This is a genomic window from Aureimonas flava, assembly GCF_003583935.1.
GTDB classification, from domain to species: domain Bacteria; phylum Pseudomonadota; class Alphaproteobacteria; order Rhizobiales; family Rhizobiaceae; genus Aureimonas; species Aureimonas flava.
In genome coordinates this window covers 55,873-74,868 of record NZ_QYRN01000010.1, presented here as the reverse complement: position 1 = coordinate 74,868, position 18,996 = coordinate 55,873, and the positions used below count along the sequence as shown (strand labels likewise).

Sequence of the window (18,996 nt, the reverse complement as noted above, 5' to 3'; positions counted from 1 at the left end):
GAAGGGTCAGCGGCCGAGATCGCGGTCGGCCGCGCGCTTGTGGGCGCGCAGCGCCATCAGGCGGCGGTCGCGCCAGGTCTGGCGGTCGGACAGCGCGTCGGCCCGGGTCGCGGCGCGCCGTTCGGCCTCGATGCCCCCGGCGGTCGCACGGGCCCAGTCGGGCTGGCTGCGCATGGTTCGGCCGAGGCCCTCGTACATCGGCCCGTAGCGCGCCACGTAGTCGGCGATGCCGCCCGGCGCGTTGAGGTCGATCGTCTCGAACGGGCCGATGAAGCTCCAGCGCAGCGCCAGGCCGTCGGCCATGCCCCGGTCCACGTCCGCGGCGCTGGCGTAGCCGCCCTCCACCAGGCGGAAGGCCTCGTCGAGCAGCGCGCCCTGCAGTCGGTTCATGATGAAGCCGTCGATCTCGCGCTCCATCACCAGGGGAACCTGGCCGACGGCGCGCAGGAACTTGGCGCCGCGCCGCATCACCCCGGGGTCGGTCCAGGGCGCCGGCACGAGTTCCACCGCCGGCACCAGGTAGGGCGGGTTGATCGGATGGGCGACCACGCAGCGCGCCCGTCCGGGCAGGCCCTGCGAGATGGCCGAGGGCAGGAGCGCGGACGAGGAGGAGGCGAGCACCGTCTCCCCGTCCGACAGGCGGTCGAGCAGCGCGAAGGTCTCGCGCTTCCCCTCGATCCTCTCGGGCCCGCATTCCTGCACCCAGAAGGCACCCGGGAGCGCGTCGGCGAGCACGTCCACCGGCTCGACGGCCGCCAGCACCTCCTCGACCGTGCGCCCGGACAGGAGGTCGTTGCGCTCCAGATCCTCGGCGACGGTGCGCATGAACGCCACCGCCCCCGGCGCCGCGGCGGCGTCCGGGTCCCAGAGGCGCACGCGGCATCCGGCCCGCGCGAAGGTGATGGCCCAGGCGCGCCCGATCAGGCCGGCGCCGACGATCGCGACGATCCGCATCTAGAGGGTCTCCACGTTGCCGTCGACGTTGAAGGACAGGGCCGACAGGTTGCGGGCGGCGTCGGACAGGAGGAAGGCGACCGAGGCTGCGACGTCCTGCGCCGTCACCATGCGCCGCAGCGAGGTCGTGGCGAGGTATCGCGCCTCCATGTCCTCGTAGGAGACGCCGGTCTGCGCGGCCCGGTCCCGGATCACGCCCTCCATGCGCGGGCCCGCGACGATGCCGGGCAGGATGGCGTTGACGCGGATGTTGTGGGGGCCGAGCTCCTTGGCGAGGGACTGGGTGAAGCCGATCACCCCCCATTTGGCGGCGGCGTAGGGCGTGCGGAACGCGTAGCCGTGGCGTCCGGCCGAGGAGGACATGTTGACCATGGAGCCGCCGCCGGCCGCCTTGAGCTGCGGCACGGCGAGACGGGCGCAGAGGAACTGGCCGGTGAGGCCGATGTCGAGGCAGCGCCGCCAGTCGGCGACGGCGATGTCCTCGACCCCGCCCGTGGGGCCGGCGATCCCGGCATTGTTGACCAGCGCGTCGAGCCCGCCGAGCCCGCCGAGCGCGACCTCGAAGAAGCGGCCCACGTCCCCCTCGTCCGACACGTCGGCGCGCGCCACCACCGTGCCGGGCAGCTCGCTCGCGACGCGCGCCAGCGCCTCCTCCGAGACGTCGCACACGGCGAGGCGGCACCCTTGGTCGTGCAGCAGGCGCGCCGTGGCGAGACCGATGCCGCCGGCCCCCGCCGTGATCACGACCCGCTGGCCCGCAAGGCCGCTCATGATGTTGCTGGCCACGGGCTCAGCTCCTTTTCTCTCGAAGCGCGATCACGGCGGCGAGCACGACGCAGCCGAACAGGATGGCGCGGAAGGCGTAGGGAAGCGTGGTGCCGGCGAGCAGCGTCTGGAGCGCGGTCAGGAGCAGCGCCCCGCCGACCATGCCGAGGAAGTGCCCGCGCCCGCCGGTGATCAGCGCCCCGCCGATCACCACCACGGCGATGGACGGCAGAAGATAGTCGTCGCCCATGCCGAGGCTCGCCTGGCCGGAGAAGCCGGTGAGCAGGACGCCCACCAGCGCCGCGCAGAGCGCCGACAGGACGTAGACGCCGACGATCACCCGTCCCGTGCGAACGCCCGACAGCCGCGCCGCCTCCAGGCTGTTGCCGACCGCGTAGACGCGTCGCCCGAAGGCCGTGCGCGACAGGAGGAGCGTGCCGGCGAGGAGAAACAGGGCGAGGAGCACGAGCACGGGCGTGGCGGGGCCGAGCCGCCCGGTCATCAGCCAGCGCAGCCAGGGCGAGGCGAAGCCCGAGGGCGTGCCGCCGGAATAGAGCAGCGCCGCACCCTGCAGGATGCCGTTCATCGCCAGCGTCACCACGATGGGCGACAGGCCGAGCGCGACGACGCCGAGCCCGTTGAACAGGCCGATCAGCGCCGCCATCGCGATCACCGCGGGCACGGCATAGAGAAGCGCCGCGTCCGAGCCCTCGACGATCCCGGCGAGGACGATGCCGGACAGGCCGATCGTCCAGGGCACCGACAGGTCGAGCCCGCCGGTCAGGATCACCGCCCCTTGTCCGAGCGCCAGCACCACCAGGAAGGTGGACAGCACGAGAAACGAGTTCCAGAAGCCCCAGTTCGCCAGCGTGTTGCCGAGCACGGCCTGCGTGGCGAGGAGGACCAGCGCGAGGCAGAGCCAGGCGGGCAGCGCATGGCGCAGCGTGCCGGCGTGGCGGCGCAGGAGGCCGGGCTCGGGGATCCGGTCGGCCGCCGGCCGCCCGCCCGGCCGGGTCGCGACGAAGGCGAGCCTGCGATCCTCGGCGGGGCGCTGCGAGACGTGGGTGCCGGCGCGGCGGGCGCGAACGATGCCGCGCAGGCGGGCGATCTGCTCGAACAGGACCGAGTCGCGCGACAGCGAGCCGACCAGCACGGCCGCGAGCAGCACGCCGCCCTCGGCGATGGTGGCGAAATAGGCCGACACGTTGAGCGCCAGAAGGATGTTGACCACGATCATCAGCACGAAGGCGCCGAAGATCGTGCCCACCAGCCCGCCCCGGCCCCCGCCGAGCCGCGTGCCGCCGATCACCACCGCGGCGAAGATCGACAGGAGCAGCGAGTTGCCGACGAGCGGATCGCCCGAGCCGGTCTGCGCGCTGACGAAGACGCCCGAAAGGCCGTAGAAGCCGCCCGCCAGGACATAGGCCCCGAAGCGCACCAGCGCGACGCGCACGCCGGTGGCCGCCGCCGCCTGCGGATCGCTGCCCACGGCATAGAGCGCGACGCCGAAGCGCGTCCGGCGCAGCCACAGCCAGAACAGCGCCGCGAGGCCGAGGAGCACCAGGGACGCGGGCACGAACTGCGCGATCGCGTCGCCCATGTAGAGCGCGCCGAGCGAGGGCGAGACGAAGCCGCCCGGCTGGTCGAGCACGAGCAGCGTCAGCCCCTGCACGATGAACATGGTGGACAGGGTGACCACGATCGGCTGCAGCCGGAGCACGGCGACGAAGACCCCGTTGACGGCGCCGACCGCCATGCCGATCCCGATGCCGGCCAGGGTCCAGACGAGGACCGAGGCCTCCATGTCGGCCGGATCCATCGTGGCCGCGAGCACGGCGTTGACCAGCGAGATCACGGCGCCGGCCGACAGGTCGAAGCCGCCCGAGAGCACCACCAGCGTCTGGCCCATGGCGGCGAGCGCCAGCGGCGTGCCGCCGCTCGCCTGGAACGACACGTCGAAATAGGTCATCGGCCCGGGGCTGATCGCGTCCACCAGCGCGAACAGGGCGGCGAACACCAGGAGCGCGACCATCGGCGCGCGGTTGCGCGCGAACCAGCGCCCGAGGCCGGGCGCGAGGGGCCGGCCGTCGGTCGGGGCGGCCACGCGGCTCATGCCGCCACCCCGGCGGCGGGCGCGCCCAGCGCGGCGCCCATGACCGCCCGCTCGTCGATCGCGTCCCCGTCGAGCCGCGCGGCGACACAACCCTCGTAGAGCACCAGCACCCGGTCGCTGAGATGGACGATCTCGGGGATCTCGGTGGAATGGAAGAGAACCGCGCCGCCCGCGTCGGCGAAGGCGCGCATCAGCTCGTAGAGCTGGTGCTTGGTGCCGACGTCGATGCCGCGCGTGGGGTCGAACAGGAGGAGGATGCGGCTCTCGGCCACCAGCCACTTGGCGAGCGCGATCTTCTGCTGGTTGCCGCCCGAGAAGGCGCCGGCCTCGGTGAAGGCGGCGACCGGCGAGACGTCCACCGCGCTGAACGCGGCCTCGGTCGCGGCGCGCTCGGCCGGCCCGTCGATCAGCCCGCCGCGCCGGAACCGGCCGATCACCGGGAGGCTGGCATTGGCCGTGCCGTCGAGCCGCAGGAAGAGGCCTTCGGTCTTGCGGTCCTCCGGCAGGAAGCCGATGCGCAGCGAGGGATGGAGCGCGTCGGCCGGCGCGGAGAGGTGCACCGGCCACCCGTCCACCCGGATCTGCCCCGCCGTGACGGGCACCGCGCCGAAGCAGGCGCCGAACAGGTCGAGCTGGCCCATGCCCTGGAGCGCGGCGACGCCGAGAATCTCGCCCGGCCGGAGCTGGAGATCGACGTCGCGCAGCTTGGGCCCGGCGCTCAAGGATCGCGTCTCCAGGACCGGAGCCGGCATCTCGGCCTCAGCCCTCGCCAGGCGCGCGGGAAAGGTCTGGTCGAGCGAACGGCCGATGATGAGCTCCACCACCCGCTCGTCCGGGAAGTCGCCGACCGCGCCGCTGGCGATGTGCCGGCCGTTGCGCAGGATCGTCATGGACCGGCAGAAGGCCCGCACCTCCGGCATGCGATGCGAGATGAAGAGGACGGTGACGCCGTCCGCCGTGGCGTCGGCGATGATGCGGCCGAGCCAATCGACGTCGCCGCCCGCCAGCGCCGAGGTCGGCTCGTCCAGAAGCAGGATGCGCGGCTCGCGGTAGAGCGCGCGCGCGATCTCGATCTTCTGGCGCATGGCGAGATCGAGCCGCCCCGCCTCCGCGTGGAGGTCGACGCGCATCCCGAGGCGCGCGAAATGAGCCTCCACCCGATCGGCCACCGCCGCGCGGCGCAGGGTGCCGAGCCAACCGGTGGGCGCGCTCGGCAGCAGCATGTTGTCGAGCACGGACAGGTCGCGCACCAGGGTGAGCTCCTGGAAGGCGGTGCGGATGCCGGCCCGGTGCGCGTCGCGCGGGCTCGCAAGGCGCGTCGGCTCCCCGCCGATGCGGATCCGCCCGGCGTCCGGCTCGATCAGGCCCGACAGGAGCTTCATCGTGGTGGACTTGCCCGCCCCGTTCTCGCCGATCAGGGCATGCGCCGCCCCGCCCGCGACCGCGAAGCTGACGTCGACGACGGCCTTGGTGGCGCCGAACGCCTTGGACACGGCCTCGAAGGCGATGGCTTGCGGCGGGGACGATCGGATCATGGCACTCTCGTCGCGGGGTGACACGGGAAAGGGGCGGCGCGGGGCGCACCCCCGCGGTCTCGCGGCAGACGGCGCGCGCGGGGCGGCACGCCGCGGCGCGCCGTTCCTCCTCAGTTCTCGGGCTGGCCCACCAGGGCGGCGTTCAGGGCGACCTCCGGGGTCTGCGCGGAGAAGATCGAGGCGAACCAGCCGGGATTGGCGACGATCGACGGCTTGAACACGTTGCAGCCGTTGCGCATCTCCTCCCAGGTGCCGGTGTCGCAGAGCTTCACGGTCTCGTTGGTGACGATGGGCAGCGGCAGGGTCGTGTGCTGCGGCACGTCCTTGCGTCCGTCCAGCATCTCCACCGCGAGCTTCAGCGCGTAGGCGCCCGAATAGGGCGGCGAGGCATAGGAGATGCGCGGCGCGCCCATCGGAGCATAGGTTCCGTCCGCGCCCTCCACCTCGGTGCCGGCGGGCAGCATCTGCACGCGCCCGCCGTTGGAGCCTTCGCCCGCGCACGGCTTGAGCCGGTCGGCCGGGCGCCCCGCCTCGATCTGCATCGAATTGGCGGTGTAGCAGCCGACCTGCATCCAGAGGCCGTCGATCCCGTCCCAGTCGCGGGTGGCGAGGAGCTTGGACAGCTCCGTGCGCGCCACGGCCTGGCTCCAGAGGCCGACCGCCTCGCCGACGACGCGGATGTCCGGATGCCGGGCGAACACGTCCTTGGCGGCGGCCGTTCGCGCGGTGTCGACCGAGGTGCCGGGCACGCCCGTGACCATCACGACGTCGCCCTTGCCGCCGAGCTTGTCGACCAGCCATTCGGCGGTGCGACGCCCGGCCTCGGCCTGGTCGATCGTCACGTTGTAGGCGCAGGGCTCGGTGATCTCGGCGTCGTAGGCGACGATCTTCACGCCCTTGGCGCAGGCGTTCTTGACTACCTGGTTCAGCGCCGTGGGCGAGATCGGATAGACCACGATCGCCTCGGCGCCCGCCTGGACCATGGCGTTGATCTGCTGGATCTGGCGCTGGGCGTTGGGGCCCGCCACCTGGACCTCGAGGTCCACCTTGTCCTTGAAGGACGCGGAAGCCGCCATGGCCTTGACCATGTTGGAGGCCTCCGCCTGCCAGTCGTTGCCGATGTAGCTCATCGACAGATAGACCTTGTGCCTGTCCAGCGCGACGGCCGGCAGCGCCATCAGGGCCGAAAGGCCGAGCGTCGCCACCAACGCCCCGAAGCGGGTCGCAAACGTCATGATCACCTCCCCATGCAAGGCCGCCGCTGTCTTTGCGCAGCATCGTCGGCGTGCTTTTTGATTTTAGATCAAAAATCAGAGAATGCTTCAAGACGCCTCGCGAAAGTTCTATGGTCGAGCCGCAATGTGCGGCGCGTCGGGGGAATGGAATGTCGGCAATTCGGGGAAGCGTCTCGCCGCTTCGCAGGGAGACCTTGCAGGACGGCGTGTTCCGCCGTCTGTGCGGCCTGATCCTGGAGGGCGGCATCGCGCCGGGACAGTCGATCACCGTCGCCAGCCTCGCCGAGGCGTTCGAGGTCAGCCCGATGCCGGTGCGCGAGGCGCTGACGCGACTGTCGGCGATCGGCGCGCTGACCGTGGTGTCGGGCCGCACGATCGGCATCCCGAAGCTGACGCGTGCGCGGCTGGATGATCTGACGCGGGTCCGCCTCGAGGTCGAGAGCACCGCCGTCCGCTGGGCGGGCGAGCGGGAGGACCCGCGGTTCCTGCGGGATCTCGGCCCCATCCTCGAGCGCCTGCGCGAGGCGGAGCGGACCGCCGACGCCAAGCTCTACGTAGGGGCCAACCACGACCTCCATTTCCGCATCTACCAGGAAGCCGGGTCGCCGGTGATCGCCGGCATGATCGAGGTGCTCTGGCTCCAGATCAGCCCCTATTTCCACCTGCTGCGGGAATCGGGGAACTTCCACATCTCGAACCGCTGCCACGAGGAGCTGTTCGACGCCCTGCGCGGGGGCGACGCGGCGCGCGCCGTCGAGGCGTTGCGCGCCGACATCGAGGGCGCCTACCGCGTGCTTCGCGAGCTGATCTGATCTCGGGTCCCCGGGCGGTCTCGCGCCGTGGGATCGCGCAAGGACCCGGCGGCGGCGATCTCAGGCCGGCGCCGCCGGCGCGTGCAGCACGAGGCTCCAGAGCAGCAGCGGCGGCAGGGGCGACCAGAGGCCGGTGCGCAGCCCGGCCGCGCGCAGGGTCGCGGCGGTCCAGGTGTTGCAGCCGGCGAGGAGATTGAACCGCTCCCGAGCCTCGTAGAAGCGGTCGAAAGAGCCGTAGCCCATGCCCGGCAGCACCTGCGGCGCGCCGTCCGGCCCCGGCTCGAAGCTCGCGGCGATCGCGTCCAGGAGGGCGGCGAAGGCGGCGTCGCCGAGCTCCACCCGGACGATGCCCGGCGCCCCGTCCTCCACCGCGCCGCCGAGCGCGACGTGGAGCACCGATCGGTCCAGCGTGGCCGAGCGCCACACCGCCTCGAACGTCAGCCGGTCCCAGGTGGGCGTCTGCGTGTAGAAGGTCCGCCCGCCCCAGCCGATCGCGATCGTCGCCAGCGCGGGATGCTCGAGGTCGAGACCGTCGCCGGCGAGGAAGCCGAAGCGGGCGAGCACCTCGGGCGCCGCCGGCAGGAGGATGTCGGTGTGGATGGGATTGGCGGCGAGATGGACGACGTGGCGTCCGGCCGCCCCGCCCGCCGGCGGGAAGGACGCGGTGGGCGGCCGAGGCACCACGAGCCCGAGCACCGACAGGCCCGCGAGGACGCAGACGATCGCCGCGAGCCCCGCCGCCAGCCGCGCGAGCCAGGCCAAGGGTGCCGGTGTCCTACTGCTCGCCGAGCTTCATGGAGGGATCGTAGTCCACCCCCTCCACCACCTTGGTGACGGGCTGCGCGCATTTCATCACGCCCTCCGCCGCGTCGAAGGCATAGGCCGGGCTGCCGGCGAGTTCCCAGCCGCGGGACAGCGCGAGCGACACCCGGTGGCAGAACGCGGCGTCGTCGGGGCCGGTGAGGAGGCGGTAGAGCTTGGTCATGTCAGTCCTTTCGTGATCGGATCAGGGCGTCGCGCGCCAGGAGCGCCTCCGCCTGGACGAGATGCAGCCGCTCCACCATACGCGTGCCGAGGCGGATCACCCCGCGCTCCGCCTGCGCCGGATCGGCGAAGGCCGCGACGATCGCGCGCGCCTCCGCGATCTCGGCCGCCGACGGCCCGAAGGCCGCCTCGGCGGGGGCGATCTGCGACGGGTGGATCAGCGTCTTGCCGGAAAAGCCGAAGCGTCGCCCCTGGGCGCATTCGGCGGCGAACCCGTCCGCGTCGGCGAGGTCGTTGAAGACACCGTCCAGCACGGGCACGCCGTGCGCGCGGCCCGCCACCAGCACCGGGCCGATCCAGGGCATCAGCTCCGGTCGGCCGGGCGAGAGGCGCAAGTCGGCGGCGAGCGCCAGGTCGTTCGGGCCGATCACCAGGGCGCCGAGCGGGCGCCCCAGCGGCGCGGCGGCGATCGCGGCGGCCCGCAGAACGCCGGCCGGCGTCTCCACCATGGCCCAGAGCGCCAGGCGCGCCGGAGCATCGCAATGCCCGAGCGCCGTATCCGCCTCCTGGAGCGCGTCGGGGCCCTCCACCTTGGGCAGGAGGATCGCGTCGGCCCGCACTGCGCAGGCCATCAGGAGGTCCTCCGTGCCGCCGGACTGCGCGAGCGGGTTGATCCGCACCACGCGCGAAGGGTCGCCGGACCGGCGTTCGGGCAGCGCGACGAGATGGGCGCGCAGCCGCTCGCGCGCGGCGTCCTTCTCGCCGGCCGCCGCCGAATCCTCGAGGTCGAAGATCAGAGCGTCGGGCCGCAGCACCGACGACTTCTCCAGCGCGCGGGCGTTGGCGGCCGGCACGAACAGGGCGGAGCGCAGGGGCGGCGGGGCGGCGGTCATGCCCTTCCCTGCCCGATCGGGCGGGCGCGTTCAAGCGCGCTCAACGAGGCTTTTGCGCGCGAGACGAAGGGTGTATCGAGGCGCCGAAGGCCATCGGACAAGGAGAGGACGGTTTCCCATGCAGAAGTTCGACCACCTGACGGGCGTCGCCGCGCCGCTGCCGATCCTCAACGTCGACACCGACATGATCATTCCGAAGGACTACCTGAAGACGATCAAGCGGACCGGGCTCGGCGTCGGCCTCTTCGCCAACCTGCGCTACCGGGAGGACGGCTCGGACAACGAGGCGTTCGTGCTCAACAAGCCGGCCTACCGCCAGGCCGAGATCCTGGTGGCGGGCGACAATTTCGGCTGCGGATCGAGCCGCGAGCATGCCCCTTGGGCGCTTCTCGACTTCGGCATCCGCTGCGTGATCTCGACCTCGTTCGCCGACATCTTCTACAACAACTGCTTCAAGAACGGCATCCTGCCGATCCGCGTGAGCCAGGACCAGCTCGACGCCCTGATGGGCGACGCCGGCAAGGGCGCCAACGCGCGCCTGACGGTGGACCTCGCGGCGCAGGAGATCCGCCGCCCGGACGGCGAAGCCATCCGCTTCGAGATCGACCCGTTCCGCAAGCACTGCCTCCTGAACGGGCTCGACGACATCGGCCTGACGCTGGAGCAGGAGGGTGGCATCGCCGCCTTCGAGGACCGGCTCGCCGCCGAGCGCCCCTGGGCCTGAGGCCGCGCCGGCCGATCGACCCGAACGCCACATCGAAAGGACCCGCCATGACCACCCACAAGCTCCTGCTCCTGCCCGGCGACGGCATCGGACCGGAGGCCATGGCCGAGGTCGGCAAGATCGTGGCCGTGCTCGACCGGGCCGGCGGCGACCGGTTCGAGACCGAGGAGGCGCTGGTGGGCGGCGCGGCGATCGACGCGCACGGCGTGCCGATCACGGACGCCGACATGGGCCGCGCGCTCGCCGCCGACGCCGTGCTGTTCGGCGCGGTGGGCGGGCCGAAATGGGACCCCGTCCCCTACGAGATCCGCCCCGAGGCGGGCCTCCTGCGCCTGCGCAAGGACATGGCGCTGTTCGCCAACTTCCGCCCCGCGATCTGCTACCCGGCGCTCGCGGAGGCGTCGTCGCTGAAGCGCGAGCTCGTGGACGGGCTCGACATCCTGATCCTGCGCGAGCTGACCGGCGGCGTATATTTCGGGAGCCCCAAGGAGATCGTCGATCTCGGGGAGGGCCAGAAGCGCGGCGTCGACACGCAGGTCTACGAGACCTATGAGATCGAGCGCATCGCGCGCGCCGCCTTCGAAGCCGCGCGCACGCGCCACGGCAAGGTCACCTCCATGGAGAAGCGCAACGTCATGAAGACGGGCGTCCTGTGGAACGAGGTGGTGAGCCGCATCGGCCGCGACGAATACCCGGACGTCCGCCTCGAGCACATGCTGGCCGACGCCGGCGGCATGCAGCTCGTGCGCGCGCCCAAGCAGTTCGACGTGATCGTCACCGACAACCTCTTCGGCGACATGCTGTCCGACATCGCGGCCATGCTCACCGGCTCGCTCGGCATGCTGCCCTCGGCCTCGCTCGGAAGCCCGGACCCCGCCACGGGGCGGCGCCGCGCGCTCTACGAGCCGGTGCACGGCTCGGCGCCCGACATCGCGGGCCAGGGCCTCGCCAACCCCATCGCGATGGTCGCCTCGTTCGCCATGATGCTGCGCTATTCCTTCGCGCTGACGCGCGAGGCCGACGCGCTGGAGGCGGCGATCGCGGCGGTCCTGGAATCGGGCACGCGCACGGGCGACATCATGGCGCCCGGCTGCCGCAAGGTCGGCACCGCCGAGATGGGCGACGCGCTGGCCGCCGAGTTCGAGCGCCGGCTCGCCGCCTGAGCCACGACGCCCGTCGAGGCGGCAGCGCAACGAGAAGGGCCCCGGCATCGCTGCCGGGGCCCTTTTTCCTGTCGCGGTTTCGGCGGTTCAGTCCGCCAGGTCGACGCCCCGCTTCTCGCGCACGAAGAGGAGGCCGATGACCACCGTCAGGAGCGCGAAGAACACCGGGTACCAGAGACCGGCGAAGATATCGCCCGTCGAGGCGACGATCGCGAAGGCGGTGGCCGGCAGAAGGCCGCCGAACCAGCCGTTGCCGATGTGATAGGGCAAGGACATGGCCGTGTAGCGGATGCGCGTCGGGAAGAACTCCACCAGGGCCGCCGCGATCGGGCCGTAGACGATGGTCACGTAGATCACCATCACCGTGAGGATCGCGATGATCTTCAGCGCCTGGACGTTGCCGAGCGCGGAGAAGAACCCGTCGATCCTGACCTTGGCCGGATCGTCGGCGGCGGGATAACCGGCCGCGACCATGGCGGGGCCCAGCGCGTCGGTGAAGGCCTTGGCGTCGGTGAAGGCGATCGGCGCGCCGCCGTTGACGACGAGCTGCGCCGGCGTGCCGGCCGGCGCGTCGACCTGCGTGTAGCGGAAGGCCTGCTGTGACATGGTGCGGCGCATGACGTCGCACGGCGTGGTGAAGGTGCGGATGCCGACCGGGTCGAACAGCGAGCCGCAGGTGGCGGGGTCGGCCACGACCTCGGCGCGAACGTTCTCGATGGCGCTGGAGTAGGTCGGGTTGGCGGCCTGCGTCAGCGCGTTGAACAGCGGGAAGTAGGTGGCCGCCGCCAGCAGGCAGCCGGCCAGGATCACCGGCTTGCGCCCGATCCGGTCCGACAGCGAGCCGAACACCAGGAAGAACGGCGTCGCGATGATCAGCGCCCAGGCGATCAGGACGTTGGCGGTCAGAAGGTCGATCTTGAGCACCGTCTGCAGGAAGAACAGCGCGTAGAACTGGCCCGTGTACCAGACCACCGCCTGGCCGATCACCAAGCCGAACAGCGCGATCAGAACGATCTTGCCGTTGCGCCAGTTGCCGAAGGCTTCCCGCAGCGGCGCCTTGGACTGGGTGCCCTCCTCCTTCATCTTCTGGAAGATCGGCGACTCGTGCATCTGAAGGCGGATGTAGACGGAGATCAGAAGCAGGACGATCGACAGAAGGAAGGGAATGCGCCAGCCGCCTTCGAGCCCGAAGAACAGGGGCTGCGAGGTCTGGAACGCCTCCTCGCCCATGTTGATGCGCAGCGTCACGATCACCGCGAGCGACAGGAGGAGGCCCATCGTCGCCGTGGTCTGGATCCAGGCGGTGTAGAAGCCGCGCCGGTTGCGCGGCGAATGCTCGGCGACGTAGACCACCGCGCCGCCGTACTCGCCGCCGAGCGCCAGGCCTTGGGCCATGCGCAGCGCGACGAGGATGATGGGCGCCGCGACGCCGATCTGGTCGTAGCCCGGCAGGAGGCCGACCGCGAAGGTCGACAGGCCCATGATCAGGATCGTCAGGAGGAAGGTGTACTTGCGACCCACGAGGTCGCCCAGACGCCCGAACACCAGTGCGCCGAAGGGGCGCACCAGGAAGCCGGCGGCGAAGGTGAGGAGCGCGAAGATCGCCTGCGTCGCGGGCGGGAACTGCGAGAAGAACTGCCGGCCGATGATCGCCGCCAGCGTTCCGTAGAGATAGAAGTCGTACCACTCGAACACGGTGCCGAGCGACGAGGCGATGATCACCTTCCGCTCGCGTTTCGTCATGGGTTTGCGTTCGGACGCCGGATCGGCGCTCGTTGGATAACTCGTCACGCAGTTGCCCTCCCAGGCCGCGTTGGTGCGGCGGCGCCTCCCGAGCGCCATAAGGAAAAGTTACCGAATTCTGACGGAAAGGGAAGTTGCAATCGCGCTTCCGCCACAATCACAGGAAGTTCATCGCGGGAACCCTCCCTCTCGTGCCGCATTGTCCTGCCAGCTCAACAGGTCGGGAGTCCGCCATGATCCGCAGCATTATCAAGGCCCTGGTGGTGGGCTGGATCACCAAGAAGATCGCGGAGCGCTCCGTCCGCGGCAGCGCCCAGCCGCGTCCCGCCGGCGGCGCCTACCCCGACCGTCGCGCCTGAGACGATCTCGCCCATCCGCCGTTCGAGTGGCCGGTGCCCAACCGGGGCGCCGGCCGCTTGCGTTCGAGACGCCCGGCCACCGCCGCGCGCGGCGCGAACTTCCCAATTGACTTCGCCTCGGCGACGGCGCATGAGCGGCCCCATGTGCACGCTCACCTCCACCAAAACCACGATCATTATCTGACCCCTCGTCCCGCTTGCCCCCGGGACGGGGCGACAAGAGCGTGACTTCAGGTTCTCGGGGCGAAGGACTGGCGGGTTTCAAGATGGGCTACAAGGTGGCTGTGGTCGGCGCGACGGGCAATGTCGGCCGCGAGATGCTCAATATCCTGGACGAGCGCGGCTTTCCGGCCGACGAGGTGGTGGCGCTGGCCTCGCGCCGCAGCCAGGGCACCGAGGTGTCGTTCGGCGACCGGACCCTCAAGGTCAAGGCGCTGGAGAGCTACGACTGGGCGGGCACCGACATCTGCCTGATGTCGGCCGGCGGCTCGGTGGCCAAGGAATGGGCGCCCCGCATCGGCCAGGCCGGCTGCGTCGTGATCGACAATTCCTCGGCCTTCCGCTACGACGCCGACGTTCCGCTGATCGTGCCCGAGGTCAACGCCGACGCGGTCGCGGGCTTCGCCAAGCGCAACATCATCGCCAATCCGAACTGCTCCACGGCCCAGCTCGTGGTGGCCCTCAAGCCGCTGCACGACAAGGCCACCATCCGCCGCGTCGTGGTCTCGACCTACCAGTCGGTGTCGGGCGCGGGCAAGGACGGCATGGACGAGCTGTTCGAGCAGAGCCGCGCCGTGTTCGTGGCCGATCCGGTCACGGCCAAGAAGTTCACCAAGCGCATCGCCTTCAACGTCATCCCCCATATCGACGTCTTCATGGAGGACGGCTCCACCAAGGAAGAGTGGAAGGTGATGGCCGAGACCAAGAAGATGCTCGACCCGAAGATCAAGGTGACCTGCACCGCGGTGCGCGTGCCCGTCTTCATCGGGCATTCCGAATCGGTCAACATCGAATTCGCCGACCCGATCACCGCCGACGAGGCGCGCGACATCCTGCGCGAGGCGCCCGGCTGCCTGGTGATCGACAAGCACGAGGACGGCGGCTACGTCACGCCGATCGACACGGCCGGCGAGGACGCGACCTATATCAGCCGCATCCGCGAGGACCAGACGCTGGAGAACGGGCTCAACATGTGGGTGGTCGCCGACAACCTGCGCAAGGGCGCCGCGCTGAACGCGATCCAGATCGCCGAGCTCCTGGTCAACCGCAAGCTGATCGGCCAGCGCCAGGCCGCCTGACGCCTCGACCTCCTCACGACGACGAAGGGCCGGCCTCCCGAAACGGGGGCCGGCCCTTCGTCGTGCGGGGCCTGCCCGGCAGCGCGGCGGATTTTTTTGTTGCACGGGCGTGGAATCGTCCGGTCAGCCCCAATCCAGCCCCGACTGTTCTCTAGCCCCTTCCTCACGACCATCGAGGGCATCCCGCCGCACGAGGAGCCCCGAACCATCGGAAGGCTGGATCTCGTCATGAAGAAGCTCGTTCTCGTCGCCGTCGCGTCGGCCGGCCTGCTGGCCGGCTGCACCACCGACCCCTACACGGGAGAGCAGAAGCTCTCCAACACCGCCGGCGGGCTCGGCATCGGCGCGGGCGCCGGTGCGCTCGGCGGCTATCTCGTGGGCCGCGCCACGGGCAGCGATCCCGGCCGCGCCGCGCTGATCGGCGCGGGCATCGGCGCCATCGGCGGCGGCGGCATCGGCGCCTACATGGACCGCCAGGAGGCGGACCTGCGCGCCCAGCTCCAGGGCACGGGCGTCTCCGTCACCCGCCAGGGCGACCGGATCATCCTCAACATGCCCTCCAACATCACCTTCGACACCAACCAGGACCAGGTTCGCTCCGAGTTCTACCCGACGCTCCAGTCCGTCGCCATCGTGCTCAACAAGTACGACCAGTCGATCGTCGACGTCGCCGGCAACACCGACAACGTGGGCGGCGAGGGCTACAACTTCGCCCTGTCGCAGCGCCGCGCCCAGTCGGTCTCGCAGTTCCTGTCGAGCCAGGGCGTCAACCCGCGCCGCCTCAACACGCAGGGCTACGGCATGAGCCGGCCGATCGCCTCCAACGCGACCGAGGCCGGCCGCGCCCAGAACCGGCGTGTCGAGATCTCCATCTCACCGCTGCAGGCGGGCTGACCGGACGGCACGAGGCAGGGGATCGAGGCGGGGCAGCCGCCCCGATCCCGCTCGGAAAGGCGTTTGCGAACCGTCTGTCCCTCGTGACATGGAAAAGGGGGCCGCGAGCCCCCTTTTTCCATGTCACGAGGGATGGGAGGCCGGGGGGATCATTCCCCCGGCAGGGGTGTGGGGGACGGCGCCCCCTGCAGGGACGCGCCGCGCCCGTCCATCCGCCAGCTCAGGGCCGCGACGGCGAGCGCGCAGAGCGCCAGGGCCGCGGAGGCGAGCGGCAGCGCGTCGTAGCCGAGCCCGGCCGAGATCATCATGGCGCCGACCCAGGCGCCGAAGGCGTTGCCGAGGTTGAAGGCGCTCTGGTTGATCGTGGAGGCGAGGTTGCGCGCCCCTTGCGAGGTCGCCACGATCCGCATCTGGATGGGCGAGGTCAGGCCGAACACGACCATGCCCCACAGCAGCATCAGCACCACCATGGGCACCGGGCTCGCGGCGAAGACGTGGATGCCCGTGAGGATCGCGGCCATGGCGGCGAAGAGGCCCATGATGGAGGGCATCAGCTTCCAGTCGGCCAGACGCGCCCCGGCGAGGTTGCCGATCGTCATGCCCGTTCCCAGGACGAAGAGCAGGTAGGGAACGCCCGTCTCGGGAAGACCCGTCACGTTGATCAAGAGCGGGGCGATGTAGGTGTAGAGGGCGAACAGCGCCGAGGAGGCGAGCACGCTGAGCAGCATGGCGAGGAGCACTGGCGGGCGGACCAGCGCCCGCATCTCCTCGGCGAAGCGCACGCCCGGCCGGGGCCGGCTGACGGGCACGAACAGCGCGATCATCAAGGCGGTGAGGCCGGCGAGCACCGTGACCACGAGAAAGGCGGACCGCCAGCCGAAGGACTGGCCGATCACGGTGCCGAGCGGCACGCCGAAGACGTTGGCGAGCGTCATGCCCACGAACAGCATGGCGATGGCCTGCGCCTCGCGGCCGGGCCGGGCGATCTCGGCGGCGAGCACCGCCCCGATGCCGAAGAAGGCGCCGTGGGCGAGCGCGGTGAAGAGGCGCGCGGCCATCAGGAGGCCGTAGGTCGGCGCCAGGGCGCAGGCGAGATTGCCGGCGAAGAAGACCAGCGCCAGCAGGAACAGCGTGCGCCGCCGCTCCCAGCGCGAGGTGACGACGGCCAGGAGCGGCGCGCCGAACACCACGCCGAGCGCATAGCCGGTGACCAGCAGCCCGGCCTGCGGGATGGTCACGCCGAGATCGGCCGCCATGGTGGGCAGGAGGCCCATGATGCCGAACTCGCCGGCCCCGATCACGAAGGAGCCGAGCGACAGGGAGGCGAGGGCGAGGCCGACGCGGGGCGAGGCGCCGTCCGGCAGGTCGACCGGGCGGGCGGCGGGAGCGGATGGAAGGGTCATGGGACGGTCACTCGATCGGATCGTGCGGAGGCTGCGCACGAAACGCGCGCCCGCGCCACCGCGTCCGGCGCATGTCTGGCATGCGCCGGACGCGGGTCGTCCGCGGCGGCGACGCCGATGACAGGAAAGATATGTTTACAGAAAAAGAACGGTGCCCCTCCCGGCGACGACAGGGTAGACCAATATACGTGACTGCGTTATTCGTCCGCAAAACTTCGAGAGGATCGAAATGGACAGCAGTAAGGACGTGTCGCGCCGACATCTGACCGCACAGATCGTCAAGGCCTATGTTAGCAAGAACCATGTGACGCGGGACGACCTGGCGCCGCTGATCGGCGTCGTCTACGCCTCGCTCGACTTCGACGCTGCCAAGGAACCGGAAGCCGCGCCCGCCGCGCCGCTGGTGCCGGCCGTCCCGGTCAAGAAGTCGGTGACGCCCGACTACTTGATCTGCCTGGAGGACGGTAAGCAGTTCAAGTCGCTGAAGCGCCACCTCAAGACGCATTACGACCTGACGCCCGAGGCCTATCGTCAGAAGTGGGGCCTCGCGCCCGACTATCCGATGGTCGCCGCCAACTACGCCGCCAAGCGCTCCGAACTCGCCAAGAGCATCGGCCTCGGCCGCAAGGCCGCCCCGGAAGCGGAGCCCGAGGTCGCTCTGCAGGCGGACGAACCGGCGCCGCGGGCCGAGGCGGCCGACGAGAAGCCCGCCAAGCGCCGCCGCGCCCCGAAGAAGGCGGCCGCCGCGGAGTAGCACGACCGGCGGGCCGTCCGCGGCCCGCCTCCGACCGCGACTGCGCGGGGGCGCCGGCCCGGATCGGTCGTAAGGTCCCGCCGCGCTCCGCCCGCCGTTCCGCGACCCGATGCGACAACGCGACCCGCGTGTGTCGCGGAACGATTGCTCCGCCCCGCTATTGCGCCCTTCGACGCAGCCGGTCGGAGAGATCCCACGATGAGACCGCTTCCCACCGCGTTCACCGTCCTGCTGCTCGCGGCCGGGGGGCTCGCGGCCACGTCCTACGTCTACGGCTGGCCGGCGCCGCTGGCGGCCATCCTGCCGGGCGCGGGCGAGCGGGACGAGGAGACCGAGGACGCGGAGCCGCCGACGCCGGTGGTGCTGGCCGAGGCGGGCCTTGCCGACATCGCGCTGACGCTCGAGGCGGTGGGCGACACGGTGGCGCGCGAAAGCGTGACCGTGACGGCGCGCGTGTCCGGCCGCGTTGAGACGATTGCCTTTACCGACGGGCAGGACGTGGCCGAGGGCGACATCCTGGTGCGCCTCGACCCGGCCGACGCGCAGGACCAGGTGCGCGTGGCGGAGGCCGCCGCCGAGGAGGCGCGCCAGGCATTCGGGCGTGCCGCTCGTCTCGCCGAGGATGGAACCGGCCCGCGCGCGGTGGCGAACGACCTCCAGCGCCAGGCCGAAGCGGCCGAGGCCGAGGTCGCCTCGGCGCGCGAGCGGCTCGACGACTACAACATCCGTGCGCCCTTCGCTGGGCGCCTGGGCCTGCGCAACATCAGCCTCGGCGCGCTGATCCAGCCGGGCGGCGAGGTGGCCGTGCTTGATGCGGTGGACCCGATCGAGATCCGCTTCACCGTTCCCGAACGCTATCTCGGAGAGATCCGCATGGGCGCGCCGATGGAGGCGGCCTCCGTCGCCTTCCCCGACGAGCGGTTCCGCGGCGAGGTGACGGCGATCGCCACCCGCGTCGATCCGGCGCTGCGCACCGTGCTCGTCGAGGCCAGCGTGCCGAACGGCGAGGAGAAGCTCCTGCCGGGCATGCTGATGAACGTGACGCTGGAGACCGGGCAGCGCGAGGACGCGGTGACCGTGCCGCCGATCGCCGTCCAGATCGAGGGCGCCAACCATTTCGTGTTCGCCGAGACCGAGGGCAGGGCCGAACGGGTCGAGGTGCGCGTCGGGCAGCGCGACGCCGACCGGGTGGAGATCGTGGAAGGGCTGGAGGCGGGACGCCGCGTCGTGGTGGAGGGCTTCCAGGACCTCGCCTCGGGCCAGGCGATCGAGCCCCGTGACCGGTCCGAGGGCGACCCGCCGCCGGCGCGCGACGGTCCCGAGGCCGGCGACGCGCGGACCGCCGCGCCTGCTGCGCGCGGCTGACG

18 protein-coding genes are annotated in these 18,996 nt (G+C 71.1%); 8 read left to right on the top strand and 10 right to left on the bottom strand.

Translation table 11 applies throughout. The annotated features are described in order from the left end of the window. Positions 1-6: 6 nt before the first annotated feature. From D3218_RS17155 to D3218_RS17135, 5 genes are all read right to left on the bottom strand, one after another. Positions 7-954 (bottom strand): 3-hydroxyacyl-CoA dehydrogenase, encoded by a 948-nt coding sequence (locus tag D3218_RS17155; RefSeq protein ID WP_119541300.1) that lies wholly within the window; start codon positions 952-954, stop codon positions 7-9. Further along, a complete protein-coding gene (locus D3218_RS17150) occupies positions 955-1,725 on the bottom strand; it encodes an SDR family oxidoreductase (RefSeq protein WP_119541345.1) in 771 nt (256 codons plus the stop codon). It abuts the gene before it with no gap. Between the two features lie 19 nt (positions 1,726-1,744). Beyond that, complete coding sequence (locus D3218_RS17145) at positions 1,745-3,832, bottom strand: ABC transporter permease (RefSeq protein WP_119541299.1); 2,088 nt, start codon at positions 3,830-3,832, stop codon at positions 1,745-1,747. Then, on the bottom strand, positions 3,829-5,367 hold the full coding sequence (locus D3218_RS17140; RefSeq protein WP_119541298.1) for a sugar ABC transporter ATP-binding protein: 1,539 nt from the start codon (positions 5,365-5,367) through the stop codon (positions 3,829-3,831). Before D3218_RS17140 ends, D3218_RS17145 begins: the two co-directional genes overlap by 4 nt. A 110-nt stretch (positions 5,368-5,477) precedes the next feature. Next, entirely contained in the window at positions 5,478-6,602 is a 1,125-nt protein-coding gene (locus tag D3218_RS17135) for a sugar ABC transporter substrate-binding protein (RefSeq protein ID WP_119541344.1), read from the bottom strand. A 149-nt stretch (positions 6,603-6,751) separates the two neighbouring features. On the opposite strand from D3218_RS17135, the gene D3218_RS17130 reads away from it, so the two are divergent. Beyond that, the gene (locus tag D3218_RS17130) at positions 6,752-7,414 is read left to right on the top strand and encodes a GntR family transcriptional regulator (RefSeq protein WP_119541297.1); all 663 of its coding nucleotides are present in this window, start codon (positions 6,752-6,754) and stop codon (positions 7,412-7,414) included. A 60-nt stretch (positions 7,415-7,474) separates the two neighbouring features. On the opposite strand, the gene D3218_RS17125 is transcribed toward D3218_RS17130, so the two are convergent. Genes D3218_RS17125 through D3218_RS17115 form a run of 3 tightly spaced genes read right to left on the bottom strand, consistent with a single transcriptional unit; the run spans position 7,475 to position 9,291 of the window. Then, complete coding sequence (locus D3218_RS17125; protein WP_245415093.1) at positions 7,475-8,176, bottom strand: TIGR02117 family protein; 702 nt, start codon at positions 8,174-8,176, stop codon at positions 7,475-7,477. 13 nt (positions 8,177-8,189) lie between these two features. Continuing rightward, a complete protein-coding gene (locus tag D3218_RS17120; RefSeq protein WP_119541296.1) occupies positions 8,190-8,399 on the bottom strand; it encodes a DUF1737 domain-containing protein in 210 nt (69 codons plus the stop codon). A 1-nt stretch (position 8,400) separates the two neighbouring features. Continuing rightward, entirely contained in the window at positions 8,401-9,291 is an 891-nt protein-coding gene (locus tag D3218_RS17115; protein WP_119541295.1) for an HpcH/HpaI aldolase/citrate lyase family protein, read from the bottom strand. A gap of 118 nt (positions 9,292-9,409) precedes the next feature. Between D3218_RS17115 and leuD the strand changes: the two genes are divergently transcribed. After that, entirely contained in the window at positions 9,410-10,015 is a 606-nt protein-coding gene (leuD, locus tag D3218_RS17110; protein ID WP_119541294.1) for a 3-isopropylmalate dehydratase small subunit, read from the top strand. Between the two features lie 47 nt (positions 10,016-10,062). After that, the gene (gene leuB, locus D3218_RS17105; protein WP_119541293.1) at positions 10,063-11,178 is read left to right on the top strand and encodes a 3-isopropylmalate dehydrogenase; all 1,116 of its coding nucleotides are present in this window, start codon (positions 10,063-10,065) and stop codon (positions 11,176-11,178) included. 87 nt (positions 11,179-11,265) lie between these two features. Here the strand turns inward: leuB and D3218_RS17100 are convergent, their stop codons facing one another. After that, positions 11,266-12,921, bottom strand: coding sequence for an MFS transporter (locus D3218_RS17100; RefSeq protein WP_119541292.1), 1,656 nt, complete (start codon positions 12,919-12,921; stop codon positions 11,266-11,268). Positions 12,922-13,154: 233 nt separating this feature from the next. On the opposite strand from D3218_RS17100, the gene D3218_RS20270 reads away from it, so the two are divergent. The 3 genes from D3218_RS20270 to D3218_RS17090 all read left to right on the top strand — a co-directional run bounded on the left by D3218_RS20270 (position 13,155) and on the right by D3218_RS17090 (position 15,472). Then, positions 13,155-13,280, top strand: a complete 126-nt coding sequence (locus tag D3218_RS20270) for a hypothetical protein (protein ID WP_280959979.1) — start codon at positions 13,155-13,157, stop codon at positions 13,278-13,280. Positions 13,281-13,546: 266 nt separating this feature from the next. Next, positions 13,547-14,578: an aspartate-semialdehyde dehydrogenase gene (locus D3218_RS17095; RefSeq protein WP_119541291.1), complete on the top strand. Its 1,032-nt coding sequence runs from the start codon at positions 13,547-13,549 to the stop codon at positions 14,576-14,578. A 228-nt stretch (positions 14,579-14,806) separates the two neighbouring features. After that, complete coding sequence (locus tag D3218_RS17090; RefSeq protein WP_119541290.1) at positions 14,807-15,472, top strand: YiaD family glycine zipper/OmpA-like lipoprotein; 666 nt, start codon at positions 14,807-14,809, stop codon at positions 15,470-15,472. A gap of 149 nt (positions 15,473-15,621) precedes the next feature. Here the strand turns inward: D3218_RS17090 and D3218_RS17085 are convergent, their stop codons facing one another. Further along, complete coding sequence (locus tag D3218_RS17085) at positions 15,622-16,875, bottom strand: MFS transporter (protein ID WP_119541289.1); 1,254 nt, start codon at positions 16,873-16,875, stop codon at positions 15,622-15,624. Between the two features lie 229 nt (positions 16,876-17,104). Here D3218_RS17085 and D3218_RS17080 point away from each other — a divergent pair, with 229 nt between their 5' ends. Both D3218_RS17080 and D3218_RS17075 read left to right on the top strand, forming a co-directional pair. Further along, positions 17,105-17,629, top strand: coding sequence for a Ros/MucR family transcriptional regulator (locus tag D3218_RS17080; protein ID WP_119541288.1), 525 nt, complete (start codon positions 17,105-17,107; stop codon positions 17,627-17,629). A 198-nt stretch (positions 17,630-17,827) separates the two neighbouring features. Beyond that, positions 17,828-18,994, top strand: a complete 1,167-nt coding sequence (locus D3218_RS17075) for an efflux RND transporter periplasmic adaptor subunit (RefSeq protein ID WP_119541287.1) — start codon at positions 17,828-17,830, stop codon at positions 18,992-18,994. Positions 18,995-18,996: the final 2 nt, after the last annotated feature.

Coding starts and splice junctions, on each gene's coding strand:
- D3218_RS17155 (WP_119541300.1), bottom strand. CDS start 954: ATGCGGATCGTCGCGATCGTCGGCGCCGGCCTGATCGGGCGCGCCTGG.
- D3218_RS17150 (WP_119541345.1), bottom strand. CDS start 1,725: ATGAGCGGCCTTGCGGGCCAGCGGGTCGTGATCACGGCGGGGGCCGGC.
- D3218_RS17145 (WP_119541299.1), bottom strand. CDS start 3,832: ATGAGCCGCGTGGCCGCCCCGACCGACGGCCGGCCCCTCGCGCCCGGC.
- D3218_RS17140 (WP_119541298.1), bottom strand. CDS start 5,367: ATGATCCGATCGTCCCCGCCGCAAGCCATCGCCTTCGAGGCCGTGTCC.
- D3218_RS17135 (WP_119541344.1), bottom strand. CDS start 6,602: ATGACGTTTGCGACCCGCTTCGGGGCGTTGGTGGCGACGCTCGGCCTT.
- D3218_RS17130 (WP_119541297.1), top strand. CDS start 6,752: ATGTCGGCAATTCGGGGAAGCGTCTCGCCGCTTCGCAGGGAGACCTTG.
- D3218_RS17120 (WP_119541296.1), bottom strand. CDS start 8,399: ATGACCAAGCTCTACCGCCTCCTCACCGGCCCCGACGACGCCGCGTTC.
- D3218_RS17115 (WP_119541295.1), bottom strand. CDS start 9,291: ATGACCGCCGCCCCGCCGCCCCTGCGCTCCGCCCTGTTCGTGCCGGCC.
- leuD (WP_119541294.1), top strand. CDS start 9,410: ATGCAGAAGTTCGACCACCTGACGGGCGTCGCCGCGCCGCTGCCGATC.
- leuB (WP_119541293.1), top strand. CDS start 10,063: ATGACCACCCACAAGCTCCTGCTCCTGCCCGGCGACGGCATCGGACCG.
- D3218_RS17100 (WP_119541292.1), bottom strand. CDS start 12,921: ATGACGAAACGCGAGCGGAAGGTGATCATCGCCTCGTCGCTCGGCACC.
- D3218_RS20270 (WP_280959979.1), top strand. CDS start 13,155: ATGATCCGCAGCATTATCAAGGCCCTGGTGGTGGGCTGGATCACCAAG.
- D3218_RS17095 (WP_119541291.1), top strand. CDS start 13,547: ATGGGCTACAAGGTGGCTGTGGTCGGCGCGACGGGCAATGTCGGCCGC.
- D3218_RS17090 (WP_119541290.1), top strand. CDS start 14,807: ATGAAGAAGCTCGTTCTCGTCGCCGTCGCGTCGGCCGGCCTGCTGGCC.
- D3218_RS17085 (WP_119541289.1), bottom strand. CDS start 16,875: ATGACCCTTCCATCCGCTCCCGCCGCCCGCCCGGTCGACCTGCCGGAC.
- D3218_RS17080 (WP_119541288.1), top strand. CDS start 17,105: ATGGACAGCAGTAAGGACGTGTCGCGCCGACATCTGACCGCACAGATC.
- D3218_RS17075 (WP_119541287.1), top strand. CDS start 17,828: ATGAGACCGCTTCCCACCGCGTTCACCGTCCTGCTGCTCGCGGCCGGG.